Here is a 17,944-nt window from a genome sequence, read left to right as displayed (position 1 = left end):
GTCATTGGTCGCTTTCGAGAATAAAATTTAAGGGGTTATCACATGTCCAGTCACAGTGCCAAAAACACTTTTTCGGAACATGAATTCTAATTGTCGCATAGTTGTTGGAATTTCGCCGGGGAAATAAGGAAAATACTGTGGTGAATTTTCTATAACTGTTGGGCTGACCGCGTTAATCCGGATGCCGTTTTCTAATTCAATTGCTGCTCCGCGCACAAATCCTTCAACCGCTCCGTTTGCTGCCGATGCATTGGCAAAGTTTTTTTGAGGTTCATTTGTTAATGCACCTGTGATAAGGGTAAACGAACCTTTAGGATTGATATAGTTTTGGCCAATTAGTACCAAGTTAATCTGTCCCATCATTTTTCCTTCTACGCCCTTTCTAAATGCTACATCGTCCATTTTTGACCAAGGCCCTACATAAGTTGGTCCGGCAGTTGAAATAAGTGCGTCGAATTTACCTACCTGTTTAAAAAAAAGCTCGATGGATTCTGTCGATGTAATGTTTACGTGAAAGTCTCCGCTGTCTGAACCGACTCGTACCACTTCATGTTCATTTTCAAGAGCAGCTGATAGATAAGTTCCCATTGTGCCAGTGGCACCTATAATGATAATTTTCATTTTTGTTGAATTAAATTTTGTTATTATTTCTTTAGCAAAGGTATATATCATGTTAGGTCATCTAATAGGACAAAAATGAAGTTGAATAGGACAATTTTGAATGTTTTTAATATGTAAATTACTCATTTGTAGTTTGTTATATGTGTAAAATCGAAAAGCCAAAGAAATTCTTCGGCTTTGATAAAGATGATTTTAAAATTATAGCTAAACCTTTTTTATTTTTTTGCTATTGTTTTGGATATGATCTTTTATTGCTTTTTGACATATCTAGCTTCGTTTCCGACCCACAAATCGGATAACAGAACCTTTTCCGATGTGATAAATTCCTTCGTCCAGACTGACTTCTTGTTCTTCCAGAAGCATGATGTCATAATTATTAAAATCGGCAATTACTTCAGACATTGAAAATAGCATATCACTGGCAGTAGGACCGCCGACTTTGGGGTTTTGTGAATTGTAGGCTAAATGTTTTTTTCCGAATGCTTCGAAAATCACAATGCCGCCGGGCTTCAGATAATTATTTAATTTCCTATGAAACATTGATTTTTTATCCGCAGGAAAATGTGCGTAAATTAGTCCGATTGCGTCGTAAGTGCTATTTTCAAATTGAAGGTGTTCGAAATCCCCAACAAAATAATCAACAATTACATTCTGCTCATTTGCCAATGAAAGTGTTTTCGATTTTCCTTCTTCACTCAAATCAAAAGAAGTAACCTGCCATCCTAGTTTTGCAGCGTAAACGCCATTACGGCCTTCGCCATCCGCAGGCATTAATATCGAACCTGGATTCAGTTTTTCGATTTGCTCTGCAAAAAACAGATTCGGTTTTTTACCATACGCATAGGATTCATCTTTATATCGATCATCCCACATGATTTTGGAGGTGTTAATTTGCATCGTTATAATTTTAAAATTTTTGAAAGATCATCTTTTTGCTTGCCATCATTCCGGCAGTTGTACCCATTGCTACTGAATTTGCTACTGATCGTATTTTAGTGGTACTGTCTCCGCACGCATAGACATCTTCAATCGTCGTTTCCTGAGACAAATTGACTTTTAAATATCCTTCGATTGTCAATTCGCAACCAAGTGATTCCGGAATATTGGAATGTTGTTTGAATGAATTTCGGGAGTAAAGTGCCGTTATTTTAGATTTCGAACCGTCCTTGAAAATAATATTTTGGATATAACCATTTTGATGATCCAGCTTTTCAATTTCTCTTTCCTCAATTTTTATATTATGGTTATTAAGCTTATGTCTTTGGTCGATGGTCAATGTTGATGTTCCATTTGTATATAAGGTCAAATCTTCTGTCCAGTTCGAAATCAGACTGACCAATTCAAACCCGTGTTCGCCATTGCCAAAAATCCCCGTTTTTTCATTTCTTACTTCATATCCGTGACAATAGGGACAATGAAGAACTGATATTCCCCAGCAATCAGAAAAACCATTTATAGCCGGCAAAATATCTTTAATTCCTGTTGCAAAAATTATTTTGCTCGCTTGAAATGTTTCTCCGGATTCTACCTGAATTTCGAAACCTTCAGCTGTTTTATTTCCAGAAGTTGCAATACCATTAAAAAAAGCTACAGTACTGTAATTCTGAACTTGCTTTTTTGCCAGGGTTGAAATTTCTTTTGGTGTTTTTCCATCCTGCGTGAGAAAATTGTGTGAATGGGGTGTTTGGACGTTGCATGGTTTGCCACTGTCGATAACAAGAACGCTAAGTAGCGCTCTCCCTAACGCCATTGCAGCTGCAAGACCTGAGTAGCTGCCTCCGACAACTATTACGTCATATTGTTTATTATTTTTCATTTTAGTGTAGGGTATTAAAGGATATGATATGGCAAAAGTTAGTAATGCAAATCCGCTTCGGGTGATGAAATCACATCGTGACATTACATTAAAAAAGTCTTGCCGTTATTTGTGGACATTATTTTTTATCGATTTCTGTAGAAAGTAAACGAAGAATTAAGTCAACAAATGGAACTCCTACGAATACAACCCAAGGTACCAGGATTACTGTCAGGAAAAAGGTTTTTACGTATAGTGGCAGAACCGCAGATGATTCTCCCAAAAGAAACAGGAACAATGTTATAGACGGATAGATGACCACCCATATCTTCAACGAAGCGATTAATTTCATTTTTGTTTTCACGATGATTATGTTTTTTGAATAATTATTAAACAAAAGTAATTACATGACAAACTTCGGGAATAGGACAAAAATGAAATTGGGTGGGACTTATTTTGAGTTTTGACGAAAAGCTTCAGGTGAAGATCCTGTATGTTTTTTAAAGAACCGGATAAAGTACGATACATCTTCATAACCAAGATGATATGCTATTTGATTTACCTGGTTTGAAGTTGCCAGTAATTGTCTTTTTGATTCCAGAATGATACTTTCATTAATCAGTTCAGAAGGTGTTTTATTTAAAGACGTTTTGGTTACTGCATTCAGTTGATAAGTGGAAATATTTAATAAATCTGCATATTCCGAAACTTGTTTATGGTCGGCAATATGATTTTCTAAAAGTTCTAAAAATTTCTCTAACTGTTCCTGAGAATAAGCATTAGAAACATTTGCAGAATTTGCTTTGTTTTGACGATGCCTGATTAACTCGATAAAGAATATACTCAAATTTGAGGCAATGACTTCCTGATATCTTTCCTGTTTATCTGTAAATTCCTTTAGAATATATGTCAATATAGATTCCAATTTTTCAAAGCCATTCAGATCAAGGTTACAAAAATTGATATGGCTTACTTTCCGCAAAAGTTGTTGTGATAATGAATTTTGAGAATAAAAGAAATCAGTCTTAAATTGAACTAAATAACCAGTACTTCCCAGCTTTAATGTAAGGGAATGCACTTGACCGGGGCGCATTAAAAAAATCATATGGTCACCAACATCGCAGCGGACAAAATCAATCTCGTGTAAACCGTTTCCTTTTTTTAAAACAAGTACAAAGAAAAAGTCATGGCGATGTAATTCCTGAATCATGTCTTTACCATCAAGCATTTCCTGAACATCCCGAATACTGAAACTGCCAAATAAGTTTGGTTCTTGTTGGCTTTCATTAATATGTCTGATAGGGATATTTGCCATTGTAAGTAAATTGGTTTCGTATGAAACAATCACAAAGAAAATGAATACCTTTTTAAATACCTATTATTGTGAATGAAATCAAGCGGGTCATAAAATCCCATACAAATAGATGAGTTTTATGCAGAATAGCCTACTAATACCGTGTCTTCTTCTGAATCAAAAAATTCCTTTAAGCTATTTCCACAATTTTGAAAGAAAGAAAGAATTGTAAAAATAGTTTGAAATATTGATGAGCTGATATTTAGGATACTTTCTGTGATATGCTAAAACGAGGTAAGTACAAAATTATTTTGCTCGAAATAAGAGTTCGGAAAAATTGTACTTCCAAGTTCTTTTGTTGTTAAATATCAGCAACGAATCAAACATAATTAAACAAGGAAGTACAGACTTTATGTACTGTTTTTAGTGGATCAATTTTTTTGAAGAAAAAGTTTATTTTAAGCTAAAGGTCTCCATTTCTGTAAAAGTAAAAAAAAATCTCTTTGAGGTTTTATATAATTGTTCTTTAGTATTATAAAATTTCTACAAGAATGGTAGTTTTTTTTAAGCGGTTAGGTTTTCTTAATAATTATGTTGGGTTGTTTTATTTCTAGTGATAATTGGAAATATTTAGGCGCCAAAACCAACAGATTTTTGTTTTAATAGTTTTTGTCTATCAAAGTAAAATAATTTATTATTAACCTCAATAGCATACTTTTCATTTAGTTCGTAAATTGGTATAAAAATTAAAACTATGGAGAATCAATCAAATGACATCAGCAAGTGCCCATTTCATAATGGCAGTAAGGATAAAGAAGCTGCGACAGGTACACAAATAGGTGACTGGTGGCCAAAGCAACTAAGAGTAAATATTCTTAGACAAAATTCTGTATTATCAAATCCTATGAATAAGGATTTTGATTATGCAGAAGCCTTTAAGAGCTTAGATCTCGAAGCTGTAAAAAAAGATTTACATGCACTCATGACTGACTCACAAGATTGGTGGCCTGCCGATTTTGGGCATTACGGTGGTCTTTTTATTCGAATGGCATGGCATAGCGCAGGAACATACAGAGTCTATGACGGTCGTGGTGGTGCCGGCGCAGGACAACAGCGTTTTGCACCGCTTAATAGCTGGCCTGACAATGTTAGCCTTGATAAGGCAAGAAGATTATTGTGGCCTATAAAACAAAAATACGGGCAAAAAATTTCCTGGGCCGACCTTATGATATTAACAGGCAATGTTGCCTTAGAGTCTATGGGGTTTAAAACATTTGGTTTTGCCGGAGGGCGAGTTGATGTGTGGGAACCGGATGAGTCCATTTATTGGGGATCTGAAACCACATGGCTAGGCGGAGATGAGCGTTATAAAGATGGTTCTGAGGGTGTGCCGAAAGAGCATGGTGTTGTATCATCAGATGATGATGCAGATGGTGCTATTCACAGCAGGAATTTAGAAAAGCCTCTTGCAGCAGTACAAATGGGACTTATATATGTAAATCCTGAAGGTCCTGACGGGAATCCAGATCCTGTTGCTGCTGCCAAAGACATTAGAGATACATTTGGACGAATGGCGATGAACGACGAAGAAACAGTTGCTTTAATTGCTGGAGGACATACCTTTGGTAAAACTCACGGAGCAGCGCCGTCTGACCATGTAGGAAACGAGCCTGAAGCTGCAGACTTAGAACTTCAGGGCTTTGGCTGGAAAAACAGCTTTGGTTCCGGTAAAGGTGCAGATGCAATTACAAGCGGACTGGAAGTAATCTGGACAACAACACCAACACAGTGGAGCAATAACTTCTTTGAAAATTTATTTGGTTTTGAATGGGAACTTTCTAAAAGCCCTGCCGGTGCACATCAATGGGTAGCTAAAGATGCCGAGGCAATTATTCCAGATGCTTTTGACAATACAAGAAAACATTTACCTACAATGCTTACCACTGATTTATCGCTGAGATTAGATCCTGAATACGAAAAAATATCGCGTCGTTTCCTGGAAAATCCTGATCAGTTTGCTGATGCTTTTGCACGTGCATGGTTCAAATTGACGCATCGTGACATGGGACCTCGTGCTCGTTATTTAGGACCGGATGTACCTGAGGAAGAATTATTATGGCAGGATCCAATCCCGGAAGTAAATCATAAATTGATAGAGGAGAACGATATAATTAAACTAAAAGAAAAAATAGCAAGTACAGGGTTAAGCACATCTCAATTGGTGGCAACAGCATGGGCTTCAGCTTCTACGTTTCGTGGATCTGACAAACGTGGCGGTGCAAATGGGGCACGTATAAGGCTGTCACCACAAAAAGACTGGCATATAAATAATCCTGCACAGCTTAAACAGGTTTTAGATAAACTGGAAGGAATTCAAACAGAATTTAATAATGAACAAAATGATGGAAAAAAAGTTTCATTGGCTGACCTAATAGTTCTGGCAGGCTCGGTGGCAGTAGAGAAAGCAGCAGGAAATTCAGTAAAAGTAGATTTTACTCCAGGACGTATGGATGCATCTCAGGAACAAACTGATGTTGAATCATTTGAATATTTAGAACCTAAAGCTGATGGTTTTAGAAATTATCGCAGAACAAAATCTACAGTATCGACCGAAGAACTCCTTATTGATAAAGCAAATTTACTAACGCTTACTGCACCGGAACTTACAGTACTTTTAGGCGGATTACGTGTATTGGATATTAATTCTGATGGCACAAAAAATGGTGTTTTTACACATCGTCCGGGTCAGCTTACAAACGATTTTTTTGTAAATCTTCTCGATATGAATACCCAATGGCAAGCGGTATCAAATGATAAAGAATTATATGCAGGAAATGATCGCACTACAGGTCAGCCTAAATGGATTGGAACTCGTGCAGATCTTGTTTTTGGTTCTAATTCTGAGCTAAGAGCAGTAGCAGAGGTATATGCAAGTACTGATGCACAGGATAAATTTGTAAATGACTTTGTTGCTGTGTGGAATAAAATCATGAATTTGGACAGGTTTGATTTAATCTAATCCCATATTCGTATAAATGGAAAAAGGGGTAAATATTCCTCTTTTTCCTTTTTTTTGACAAGGAAGATTTGATGCTGTAGTTTTCGTTATAAGGATTTTGCAATTCTAATTTTTTAGCTTCAAAATTTGCTAATTCTTTATGGTAGCAGAAGGTGTTGGGATGTTTTTAAAATCGAAAACGGAAAAATAAATTCTTTCTATTGTTATATGCAGAACAAACTGCCTTAGCTTTTTGTGGCAAGATTGAAGGCAATTCCAAAATACATATTCATTAAAAAAACCATCTCAGGAATTAGAACTGAGATGGTTTTTTTGTTTATTCTGATGGAATGTTTTAAAAATTAACCCATTTTAAACTTAACATAAACTCCAGTTTTTATCCAGAAATTCATCCTCTCCGGGCTCTTCTGTCTTATAAGCAATTGCTTCAGGAATAGACGTCTTAGGTATGTTTACGTGTACAATGGTATTTTCCTTAATGGTTTCAAGTTGTTTCAAAACCTCCTCGAGTTCGTCTAGACTGCTGACTTCAAAACCTTTACCTCCAAATACATCAACGAGTTTCGCATATTTCCAACGGTGCATTTCGTTGTAATCATAAACGTCGTTTAAATCGGGAACGCTATATTCTACCTTGTCTGCACCACGAAACGGATTTGGATTAACAAGCATTTGTTCAATACCATAAATACCATTATCCAAAACAAAAACAATGGTGTCGTGTTTCAGTTTATTCTGTGTAGATATGGCTTGACATGTTTCCTGAAAAGCACCGTCCCCAACAAATACTACCGCCCTTTTATCAGGTCTGGCACATTTTATTCCGGTTGCAGCAGGAACAGAATAGCCTATCGAAAGCCATGATGCCTGTGCTACGAATCCGTTAGGTTCTGCAATACGGATACCCTGTGCACCCAATAAAGGAAAACCCGCATCGGCAACCACTATATGCTTTTCGTCTATAAAATTATTAATTCGCTTGAAAAATGTATCATAAGTAAGCGCTGGTTTCCCTTTTTTCAGCATTCGGTTATCAGCCAGGAAAAATGATTCAGGCAGCTTCTTTGCATCATACATTTCGTAAGCACTAAAAGTAACTTTGGTAAGTTCTTCTTTCAGGAATATCATAAAATCTCTTAGCGATACATTGGCTATATAAGAAGCACCAATCCTTACACCACTGTGATTGGCAAGTACAGTATCTTCTTTCCAGACATCAAAACCACCCAGGTTTTTGCCGGTGGTCCATACGCCAAGGCCAATTTTTAACTGGGCTTTTTCGAATTGTTCCTTGACATCTTTTGGCGATGCCTTGCCATTAAAAACACCTTTGAACTTCGGATGGTTTTCGGATACGATTGATTTCCCGAGTATAGAGGTCACAAATTCTGTATTGGTAGTTTCGATCAGATCCAGAAATTCCTTTTGAATACCGTAGCGCTGGATCTCAATGCCGCCCCAAAAAATAATTTCTTTTCCTCGTGCCATTGCCGCAACTTTTTGAGCAGCTTTGCGTGCACTTGTTTGACATTTAGATGATTCTCTTTCCACCAATGGAGTGGCAGGCGGATTGCATTCCATTCGCCATACATCTTCAAAAACTTCAAGATAAACCGGTCTTCCATATAAAATACAGGCATTTAGCACTGCATCAATTTTATAAGGAGCATCTGACGAACCTGTAACTTGTTCTGCCGCAACAGTAACGTTTCGGTACACATTGATGTTACTGTACATATCACCTGTCATATGTGATGCCAGCATGCCCTGAACGAGGCTTCTTTGCTGGTCTTTATTGGTTGGAGCTCCATTAATGACAAGCACGGGACAATGCTCTACATAAGAACCTGCAACCGAATTGAGCAGAGTAAATGCTCCCACACCATAGGTTACCGCTACTGCAGCGAAACCGTTTTGACGTGCGTAGGCATCAGTACAATGTCCGGCGTTTATTTCATTCGTGTCGTTAACGATTTTAATTTTTGCATTTTTGTCTTCGTGAATCGTATTCAAAAACGGCGCGGTATAATTGCCAGCAATTCCAAATAAATGGGTAAGTCCTAATTGTTCCAGGCGTATTTGCAGGTATTTTGCAACGGAGATTTTTTTCTGTGACATCTTAAATTGGATTATTCAGGTTACCGGTATTTTCGTTGACTTCGAGTGCCGTACGGATTCCGGACTCAATTGCGCCTTCAATCCAGGCATGTTTCAGAGAAGTATGTTCTCCGGCAAAATGTGCTTTTCCCTTCCATTCGGTTGAGATAATATGACGCTGTAATAATTGTAACTGTCCCGGATTAAATATTGCCGCTTCACCATAAGCATACGGGTCGCGCATCCAGCTTTGTGTTGCAGCACCAATTAATTTCCCGCCTTTGTTTTTATAGTCCTTGATGCTCGAGGTAATTACTGCAAGGCCAATAATGCGCTGCTGTTCTTTCTCGTCATCAGAGTGCATGATTGCCAAGTTTTTAAGTGCATAAAAATACCTGTCGTCGTCATCCATAGAATCCCAGCGGCTTGCTTCATCAGACCAGCAATAAGATGCCAGCACGACACCATGCCCTTTAGCTCCCAAATCATTACTCGGATAATAGGTAAAACGGTTCGAAAAATCAGTAATCGTACCGCCGCCCACAATATTATAAGGTGCTTCCTGCCACCATTTTTCACGAAATTCCAACAATATTTTAGTAGCAGAATCGTAGTGTAGTTCCCGGATTGCTTTTCGTTTGCGCTGATCGAATTGAGGTGTTACGTACACATGTCTTAATGCGGAAAAAGGTATGGTGACAATTATTTCATCAAATTCCAGATCACCTACAGGTGTTTTTAATGCTTTGAATCCTGCGTCTTCATAAAACTGAAAGTCACGCTGTACTTCAATATCTACTTCTATTTTTACCTTGTTGTTAACGAGCATCATTTTGGTCATTCTGCAATCAAAATAGGTATTTTCTTCGAGACTATGAGCTTTAAAGAATGCATTTGGCAGCAAGTCGCTTCCGCCCACAATTTCCATAAAAGTGGTAGAATCCTTTATGATATTTTGCTCAATAAAACTCTGGATAAAATCATAGGCCATTCTGGACTCCAGATTTTGCATAACTCCAATCATCTCGATAGCATTTTCTGAATACATCGAATGTTCTTTTAAGAAACGACGCATCGAATATTCTCCATAGCGCTCGATCAGCAAAGGCCAGTTTTTCTTTGGATCTTCTGCAATAAAAGCCTTAAGCGGTTTAATGAGAATGTCCATTAAATCGCTGGCACGCTTGTTTTCGCTTTCGCCAAGATCAAAGCCCAGTAGTTCGTTTACATTAACATCTTTTTTGATATATTCATTCTGTACAACACGCTTGCGGTTAACATAAAAAAGGGAATTTCTAGTAGTATCCGGCTCCTTTTTAGTTGGGTCTGCCTGATATGCGATTGCTTGTTCCTTATCGACAGATAGATAATAAAAAGGTTCGGTTTTGAGTCCGAGTTTATCAATGTATTTGAGCACCATTTTGTGTATGGTCGGGATACGCATCGCACCCGCTTCGCCATAAACAGTGTCGTCTTCAAAATATTTTTTGTTTTCAGAATTCCTGAAAGTCTTGATCCTGCCGCCAACACGCGTGTTTGATTCGACTATTGTAACATTATGTCCGGCCTCTTTTAACAGAGCTGCGGCTACCATCCCGGCCATTCCGGCACCAATGATTAATACGTCTTTTGGTTTATCCGTACGCGGGATTCCCTCGTCAATGTACTTTAAGTATTGTTGGATAATAGCGTCGTTGTCTTCGTCGAGTAAGCCGTGTAAATAGTTTTCCATGATTGGTTAGTTTAGTTATTGGGTTTTTGTTTTTGGGAATGAAATTATTTATAAATTAACTCACTAAAATCTTGATTTTTAAGCGTAATTCTACCTGTTTTTATATTGTAAAATATCTGATTTTGAATATGTTTGCTTAAACTTGAAAAAAATTAGCCGCTATCCAGGATTCTTTCCAACTGTTCCAAACGTCCTCAGATAAAAGCGTGTTTTCTTTATATTGAACTTTAATCAGTTCTTTGGCTTCAGCAATATTGTTTTGTTCTTTCAAATAGCTCAAAAACTCAAATTGTTCTTTATGCAAATCATAAATAGCTAATTTAAATTGGTGTCGCAGGACTACACAATAACTTTCGCTTTCAGAAGGCAAATTGGGTTGTTTTTCATTTTTAAATTCGGAATAATATTTTCGAACAGGAAAACTAAACTTAAACAACGCACATATAGGTACAAGTTTTAGCTTGTTTTCATGCGTATCGATCGTGGCTAATTGGTAATCTTCTTCGGCTTTCATTTCGAAAATAACGCCGATGGCATATTCAAATCGGGCGAGTTCAATCATGAAATCAATCCAATCTTCTTTGATGTTTTCGGGAGCGTCGGGTCTGTTGTTTTCAAGATAGTCTGCAAAATCGGCTCCTAAATACGCTAAGTTATAGTTCTGCGATGGTTTCGAAGCGAGATAATCATCGGCGAAAGCGCAAAAAATAGTTTCGCCTAAGGCATATTCTAAAGCACTAAATTGCTGTGACATACAATTTCGCAAACGTGCGATATAACTTCTTTGGTAAATACCCAAATGTTCCTGTGCAGTAAGTTTTTCAGAATGACAAATCACATCTTCAATTGAAGCAGCATTTAATTGATCCGAAAGTAAATCACCGGGATTAAATCCCGTTTGCTGGTAAGGATCCAGTAAAAGTTGCTGCATCCATTGTTGGAAATTTTTTAATGGTATTTTGACCGTTTTCTGCATTTTTTGTGCTTATAAAAATTTATTCATTTCAAAAAGATTCAATGGGTTTGAAACCTGTTCTTTATCCATAAACCGGACTTCATTTTCAACTCCAATAAATGTTGCATCCATATATTGTTTTGATTTAAGTAATTCGGAATGATACACATCGAAGGACGGAATATTACCATCCCATTCTAATAAAACAGATGCTTCATTTGCCAGTTGATACGCCAGTTGAAACAATTTCCATACCTGGGAGTTCACTTCTCTATCGTGTGTATCAATAATATAATTGCCACAATTTTGATGACCAGCCAAGTGCATTTGTACAATCTTATCATGCGGAATTCCTTTGATATATTCTACGGGATCAAAATCATTATTGAAAGAAGACACATAAACATTGTTTACGTCCAGAAGTAATCCGCAGCCTGTTTCTTCAGTCATTATTCGTAAAAATTCCCATTCCGGAAGGGTAGAATTATTAAAGGATGCATAAGTGCTTGGATTCTCGATAATTAGTGGTCGTTCTAAATAGTCCTGCACCTGAATGATTCGATTACAGACGTGTTTTAATGATTCGTCATTTAGCGGAAGCGGGAGTAAATCGTGCGAATTGGTTGTTAAAACTCCTGTCCAGCACAAATGGTCGCTAATCCAGGCTGGTTGCACCTCGGTTGCCAATTGTTTTAAACTCTTGAGGTAATCCAAATTTAGCGGATCAGTACTTCCAATAGACAACGATACCCCGTGCATGACCACGGGATAGCGTTCTGCTATTTGATGTAAGATGTATCTTGGCCGTCCATGCGAGTCCATAAAATTCTCAGAAATTACCTCAAACCAATCTACGGCAGGATTCTTTTTCAGAATATGCTCAAAATGCTGGCTTCTAAGTCCTAAACCCAGTCCTAAATTGGGTAATCCGAGTCTGGTGGCCATTACTTTTTTGGTTTGCAATTAGAAAGACTCTCCGGTAGTTTTTCTGCACTTTCCTGTTCCATTTTCGAAACTCTTAGATCAGCAGCAGCCTTTCTTTCGGCAGGATTGTTTATGTAAGAGCAAGATCTTGAGCCACTTTGTCCGCAAGAAGCATAATCCTGATTTATTGTACCGCGAAGGGTGTTTACGTAGGCCTCATTTGGTCCGTATTGTTCAGGAGCTTCGCCAAATTCCTCACCATTTTCTTTTCTTTTTTCTTCGAAACGTATTCTGGCTAATTGCCAAACGCTAAGTCCTTTATTGGGACCCTGAGCCATAAAACGAGAAGATAAAATGGGTACACCACAGCTACCTTGATAGCGGCATTCGTTTTGACCCGGATGACAAAATTCTTCGGTAGTTCCAAAAATACCGCAGCCTCCTTGTCCTTTGCACTCGTTTAAAGTGTGGCAAGGATGACCAACTGCTGTTGAACAATCTCCCTTTCCTGCACAATCATTATTTCCTGAATATCCTGCATTTTTGCATGAATTAAGCCCCATACATACATGAAGCTCTCTATTTACTAATTCTGACATAATATATTTTTTAAGAATGGTGAGTATAAGGTGTACTTGGTACTTTAGGCACATCGGCTGCAATGCTATAATCTAGTCCTACATCTGGCAGAGACGGAAAATAATTGTCGTTTTTGGGATCTATTGCCCATTTCCAATTTTTATCTGCATTAGCCAATCGATCGACTATATTCATAATTTGTGCTTTGGGTCTTAGGGAACTTTGCTCAAACGAAAAAGGTTCAAATGTCAGGGCACCTTGGTAGATTGCATTGCCTTTAGTATAAGTGTATTTATTGATTTTGTTTCCAACTTCGCTCAAAAGCCAGATCATCGATTTATGAATACCGTACATGAATAAATCGTATTGGGTACTTTCGTCTTTGTAATAACAGGCTTCAATCATTAAAAGAATATAAGCAAAAACGGCATTACCCAATTCTGAACACAATGCCAGCGCCTGATTACCTGAAGCACTATAATCAGCTGTTTTAGGATTAGCATCAGTATTATATACAAAATAGCTGAAGAAATCGTCTAAGCCCTGAATGTTACGAAACTTTTCCTGATAGTGACCACCAAAAGTGTAGACTTCCAGAAATTTGGCAAAATGGGCAAGTTCTTTTCCTGTATCATCATAATCACCCTTCCAAAAAACAGCTTTTCCATCAATAATTTCCATTGGTACGGGCATTTTATTTTCGCCCCATTTTAAGACATGTTGTTCGTCATTACTTTTTCCTTCTCCCTGTTCAATAATACGATGTAAAGCTTCAACTGCCGAATTAGCATCATATACTCCCACAAGTCCGCCACTGTCATCACCATTTGCGAACTGAGGATTGTGCTCTCTGTCATAATGTACAGTATTCATGGAATTTTGAGAATAGAATGGTCTCGCACGTCCTGAATCATCCGGAGGAAGCAATTGTGGTCTGTAATCATATGGGCCGGGGAAATCTTCTTTTACGCAGGCAATAATTAATTCGTACAATTTACCAATAGTATGATATTTAACGGTACTTAATAATTGTTTGTTTTTGTGAGGATCTTCAAACGGTTCAGGGCTTTCTATCTGCAGGAAAGTAGTCAATTGATTTAATGATAATTTTGCAGCATTAATTTGAAACTCTGGAATATGTCCGTCTAATTGTGTTGGAAATGATAATATTTTTCCAATTGCCATAAGATCCGGTGCGGTTTGACAAACAGCTTGTTTGACATTGCATGCGAGAGCAAGGTGTAACATTTCTTCGATAACAACACTCATGATTAAAGCTGCTGCTTTATTGGAATAAACCAATACGTCTACTTTCAGTTCTTGTGCCAATTCATCAATTTCTGCTGGAGTTTTGCCTGATTGAGAAAGCTGAGCATGAATTTTAGCGTACAGTGCGTCCTGATCCTGTGCTCTGTTTATCGAATAATAGGTAGATAAATACGTTGGAATAGTAGCAAGTTCAAGCGCAATTGCCTGCTGCATTACTTCTTTGATATTCTCTTTTGTTACCGTATCCGAAAATGTAAAAAGTTTTTTTGTTTTCATGTAGTTATTTTTTTGGGGAATAGGTTTATTTTGTGATCTATATTGTTTTAAATTTTTATAAGCAGTTGTAAACTACCAATGTTTAATAGATCTGGCTAGGATTTTATTTATTCATAAAATTACTACGATGAAAATGGTTAAATTAAAAAAAAGGCATGAAGGCGCACTTTTTATGCATAAGGGACAGAAATAGCAGCATGAGTTCCTTTTTTACATTTTGTAAAATAAATTATTGAAAGAAGTTTTAGCTTAATAAAGTTTCGAACCTAAGCTTCTTAAAGTTCTTTTTTGCCACAAAACTTTAGATTGTTGAGTATTGCTAAAAAAAAAACTTAACTTTTGTGGCAAAAAAAGTATTCCTCCGACTTTTTTAAGGCATAAAATTAAAGTTCATCTGATAATGTCGTCAAGTATTTTAAAATCTCACTTTCATTTCTTTTGTAGTAAGTCCATTTCCCATTTCTGGTACAGATTAAAAGTTTAGTTCGCAGTAGCATATTCAAATATTCTGATACTGTCGATTGTGATAAACCTGTTTTTTTGTGTATAAGTCCAACAGAAATACCAAAATCGTGAAATGTCAAGGGAGCTGGAAAATTTTCTTCAGGTTTTTTTAACCATTTAAGAATATCTATTCGAACTTGATTGGACAAAACCTTATTAATTTCTATAATATCCATTTGGCTTTTTTTTAATATCAATGGCAAATTTATTTCAGCATTCAAGTTGAAATTACCTTCTTTGATACTTAGTTATATTGTATTTAAAAACAACCATACAAAGGAACGCTCACTGGAAAAATTAGTTACGTGATCTGGATCACATTCGTAGGAATGAATGAGAATTTTACAAAGCCAATACTTAACTTAGCAAACTTCACTACATTTATAGAGGAGTTGCACAGTCGACTTATAAATAGTCTTATGAGATATATTTAAGACAGAAAACCAGCTTTAAATGTTTGTCTTACAAGATAATATTAATCAGATCGCATGAAAACTTTTTCACTTTCGAGACACAGTAAACTTTTTTCAGTACCTGAGAGTACGAAGGATTACCTATTTGTAGGATCGGGAAGTCTTCCATATTATGAAGAGCCTTATCGTGCCGAAAGTTATGCCATTGCTTATATAAAAGAAGGAGCTGTAAAACTTACGGCAGGTTTATCAACTTGGGAAGTAAACGGACCTTCTATAGTTACCTTAGGGCCAACCGTTATTCGATATTTTACCAAAAGCAGTGATCATCTCAAAATGGAAGTTATTTTTTTTAAAGATACTTTTCTGCTGGAACGGTATGCTGATCTTTTTTTTCTTTTCAAATATGACTTTTTCGGAAATAACGGACTTCACGTTTTACCGCTGAAAGAATCTTATTTTACTAAAATCAACAAAATCTTTGAACTGATTCAATTGACAAAACTTGCCGGAAGTCATTATGAAGATGAGCTCGTGCGGAATTACATTTTTTCTCTTGTTTATGAAATTGATTCTTATTACCGCGAACTTGCTTCAGAGGTTTCTTCTTCTTTAAATGTTCATCCTTTATTTGCAAAATTCAGACAATTATTAAATGCAAATTATATGCAGGAACATCAGCTGGAGTTTTATGCCAGTCATCTTTATTTAACTCCGAAATCTTTATCGGCAGCCATTAAAAAAATTACAGGAAGACCTGCAGGAAAATGGATTGATGATGCTATTGCTTTAGAAGCTAAAGTTTTACTTCAGAATAATACGCTTACGGTATCGCAAATTAGTGAGATCCTTAATTTTTCAGATCAGTCTGTATTTGGTAAGTTTTTCAAAGCAAATACTAATTTATCTCCAATTGAATACCGTAAAAAACTTGATTAAGCTTCAAGCTAATTATTTATAAATACGCCATTTCGACGAATATTGACGGTATTTAGCCCATTATTACCCCTCGATTTACGGGAATTTTGTCTAATTAAAACTTTAAAGAGTTTGAGTTATGAAAAATTCAGAAAATTATTGTCTATCGCTCGATATGACAGCGTTCGTTTTGAACGAAAAAACGAAATTTTTATTTAGTATTCTTTTGGCGTTGATAATCTTTTTGCTTTATCCCATTCGTGTGAATGCTCAAGATATTCAGAGAGAGAATTATAAGCTTTCGATAGCAGAAACAATCGAGTTTGCCAAGAGCCAGAACAAATGGGTACAGACAGCAAATATTGAGGAAATGGCTGCTGACGAAGATCATAAAGATGCTTTTACAGCTGCATTGCCTTTTATTAATGTAGGAAGTTCTTATCAGCGTTTTTCTGATCTGACATTGTTTACCGATGGATTGAATCATTCCACAAGTGGACCCAGAAAACCAACACCAAACAGTGCTGCTTTAGGCATTGATGTTTTGTTTACTATTTACAGTGGCGGAAAACTGCGATCGATACAAAAAGAACAGACTTCGCGTTTTAAGATTGCAAAGTTAAATACACGAGAAACATCAGGAAACATTGCTTTGCAAACCGCTGATCAGTATCTTGATTTGGTAAGGCTTCAGGAACAGCAAAAGTTTATTCAGGATCAGCTAAAAAGGGCGCAACTCAGGTTAAAAAACATTAATTCACTTTATAAAAACCAAAAGGTTACCAAAAGCGATGTTCTTCGCGCAGAAGTGGCATTGTCTAATGTTGAGCTTTCGCTACAGCAAAACGAAAATGATGTTGCAATTACCAATCAAAAACTGGATAATCTAATTAATGTTCCGGATTCTGTCATGATTGTGCCAAGTGATTCGGCCGGAATGCCAAAACCGGATATCAGTTCCTTAAAAAATCTTATTGAGAGTGCCGCAGTTACTTCTTTTGCAGTTCAAAAAGCTGCTGAAAACGTTGAAGTACAGCGCGCAAAACTCAGTGGTGTGAAGAGCAATAATATGCCAAGTCTTAGTTTTTACGGCAATTACGGAATGAATTATCCTAATTATTTGTTTTTTCCACCTGTAAATCAAGCCTATTCAATTGGTTTTGTTGGATTAAAAATGCAATACAGTATTTCTTCCATTTATCAGAATAAAAATAAGATGGCGGCAGGAAAACTTCGTATAAAAGAATCAGAAATACAACAGGAGGCTTATACAGATAATGTGCGTATAGAAATTAAATCTTATTACATCAAATATGCCGAGGCACTTCATAGAATTTCAGTAAATGAAAGATCTGTTGAGCAAGCAAGAGTAAATTATGGGATTGTAAATACAAAATATCTGAATCAGCTTTCATTATTAACAGATTTGCTGGACGCAGATAACCTGTATCAGGAATCCAGGCTGAATGTGGTTAAAGCACAAACGGATGCATTGGCTATCTATTACCACATTTTATTTACAAGCGGCAATTTATAAACTAACAATAA

General features: G+C 36.7%; 15 protein-coding genes. 3 read left to right on the top strand and 12 right to left on the bottom strand.

Features of this window, described 5'->3' with window-relative positions; translation table 11 throughout:
• Positions 1–27 precede the first annotated feature (27 nt).
• From EAH81_RS20220 to EAH81_RS20200, 5 genes are all read right to left on the bottom strand, one after another.
• The gene (locus EAH81_RS20220; RefSeq protein ID WP_140510655.1) at positions 28–621 is read right to left on the bottom strand and encodes a short chain dehydrogenase; all 594 of its coding nucleotides are present in this window, start codon (positions 619–621) and stop codon (positions 28–30) included.
• A 267-nt stretch (positions 622–888) separates the two neighbouring features.
• Complete coding sequence (locus tag EAH81_RS20215; protein WP_206669096.1) at positions 889–1,518, bottom strand: class I SAM-dependent methyltransferase; 630 nt, start codon at positions 1,516–1,518, stop codon at positions 889–891.
• A gap of 10 nt (positions 1,519–1,528) precedes the next feature.
• The gene (locus tag EAH81_RS20210) at positions 1,529–2,437 is read right to left on the bottom strand and encodes an NAD(P)/FAD-dependent oxidoreductase (protein ID WP_140510603.1); all 909 of its coding nucleotides are present in this window, start codon (positions 2,435–2,437) and stop codon (positions 1,529–1,531) included.
• A 118-nt stretch (positions 2,438–2,555) separates the two neighbouring features.
• Complete coding sequence (locus EAH81_RS20205; RefSeq protein WP_140510601.1) at positions 2,556–2,780, bottom strand: hypothetical protein; 225 nt, start codon at positions 2,778–2,780, stop codon at positions 2,556–2,558.
• An 87-nt stretch (positions 2,781–2,867) separates the two neighbouring features.
• Positions 2,868–3,731: an AraC family transcriptional regulator gene (locus EAH81_RS20200; protein WP_140510599.1), complete on the bottom strand. Its 864-nt coding sequence runs from the start codon at positions 3,729–3,731 to the stop codon at positions 2,868–2,870.
• A 733-nt stretch (positions 3,732–4,464) separates the two neighbouring features.
• On the opposite strand from EAH81_RS20200, the gene katG reads away from it, so the two are divergent.
• Positions 4,465–6,729: a catalase/peroxidase HPI gene (katG, locus tag EAH81_RS20195; protein WP_140510597.1), complete on the top strand. Its 2,265-nt coding sequence runs from the start codon at positions 4,465–4,467 to the stop codon at positions 6,727–6,729.
• A 357-nt stretch (positions 6,730–7,086) separates the two neighbouring features.
• On the opposite strand, the gene EAH81_RS20190 is transcribed toward katG, so the two are convergent.
• The 7 genes from EAH81_RS20190 to EAH81_RS20160 form a co-directional block, all read right to left on the bottom strand.
• Positions 7,087–8,847 (bottom strand): alpha-keto acid decarboxylase family protein, encoded by a 1,761-nt coding sequence (locus EAH81_RS20190; RefSeq protein ID WP_140510594.1) that lies wholly within the window; start codon positions 8,845–8,847, stop codon positions 7,087–7,089.
• A gap of 1 nt (position 8,848) precedes the next feature.
• A complete protein-coding gene (locus EAH81_RS20185) occupies positions 8,849–10,558 on the bottom strand; it encodes a flavin monoamine oxidase family protein (RefSeq protein ID WP_140510592.1) in 1,710 nt (569 codons plus the stop codon).
• Between the two features lie 136 nt (positions 10,559–10,694).
• On the bottom strand, positions 10,695–11,534 hold the full coding sequence (locus EAH81_RS20180; protein WP_140510590.1) for a DNA-binding domain-containing protein: 840 nt from the start codon (positions 11,532–11,534) through the stop codon (positions 10,695–10,697).
• 9 nt (positions 11,535–11,543) lie between these two features.
• Positions 11,544–12,458: a DUF692 domain-containing protein gene (locus EAH81_RS20175; protein WP_140510588.1), complete on the bottom strand. Its 915-nt coding sequence runs from the start codon at positions 12,456–12,458 to the stop codon at positions 11,544–11,546.
• Complete coding sequence (locus tag EAH81_RS20170; protein WP_140510586.1) at positions 12,458–13,036, bottom strand: hypothetical protein; 579 nt, start codon at positions 13,034–13,036, stop codon at positions 12,458–12,460. Before EAH81_RS20170 ends, EAH81_RS20175 begins: the two co-directional genes overlap by 1 nt.
• 10 nt (positions 13,037–13,046) lie before the next feature.
• Positions 13,047–14,561 (bottom strand): ferritin-like domain-containing protein, encoded by a 1,515-nt coding sequence (locus EAH81_RS20165; RefSeq protein ID WP_140510584.1) that lies wholly within the window; start codon positions 14,559–14,561, stop codon positions 13,047–13,049.
• Between the two features lie 383 nt (positions 14,562–14,944).
• The gene (locus tag EAH81_RS20160) at positions 14,945–15,241 is read right to left on the bottom strand and encodes an ArsR/SmtB family transcription factor (protein WP_140510582.1); all 297 of its coding nucleotides are present in this window, start codon (positions 15,239–15,241) and stop codon (positions 14,945–14,947) included.
• A gap of 312 nt (positions 15,242–15,553) precedes the next feature.
• Here EAH81_RS20160 and EAH81_RS20155 point away from each other — a divergent pair, with 312 nt between their 5' ends.
• The gene (locus EAH81_RS20155; RefSeq protein WP_140510580.1) at positions 15,554–16,417 is read left to right on the top strand and encodes a helix-turn-helix domain-containing protein; all 864 of its coding nucleotides are present in this window, start codon (positions 15,554–15,556) and stop codon (positions 16,415–16,417) included.
• Between the two features lie 118 nt (positions 16,418–16,535).
• Complete coding sequence (locus EAH81_RS20150) at positions 16,536–17,933, top strand: TolC family protein (RefSeq protein WP_206669095.1); 1,398 nt, start codon at positions 16,536–16,538, stop codon at positions 17,931–17,933.
• Positions 17,934–17,944 lie beyond the last annotated feature (11 nt).

Source organism: Flavobacterium pectinovorum, from assembly GCF_006438875.1.
In the GTDB taxonomy this organism is placed as follows: Bacteria; Bacteroidota; Bacteroidia; order Flavobacteriales; family Flavobacteriaceae; genus Flavobacterium; species Flavobacterium pectinovorum_A.
Note: the sequence above shows the minus strand (reverse complement) of the source record. Positions and strands in the feature narration are given on the sequence as shown.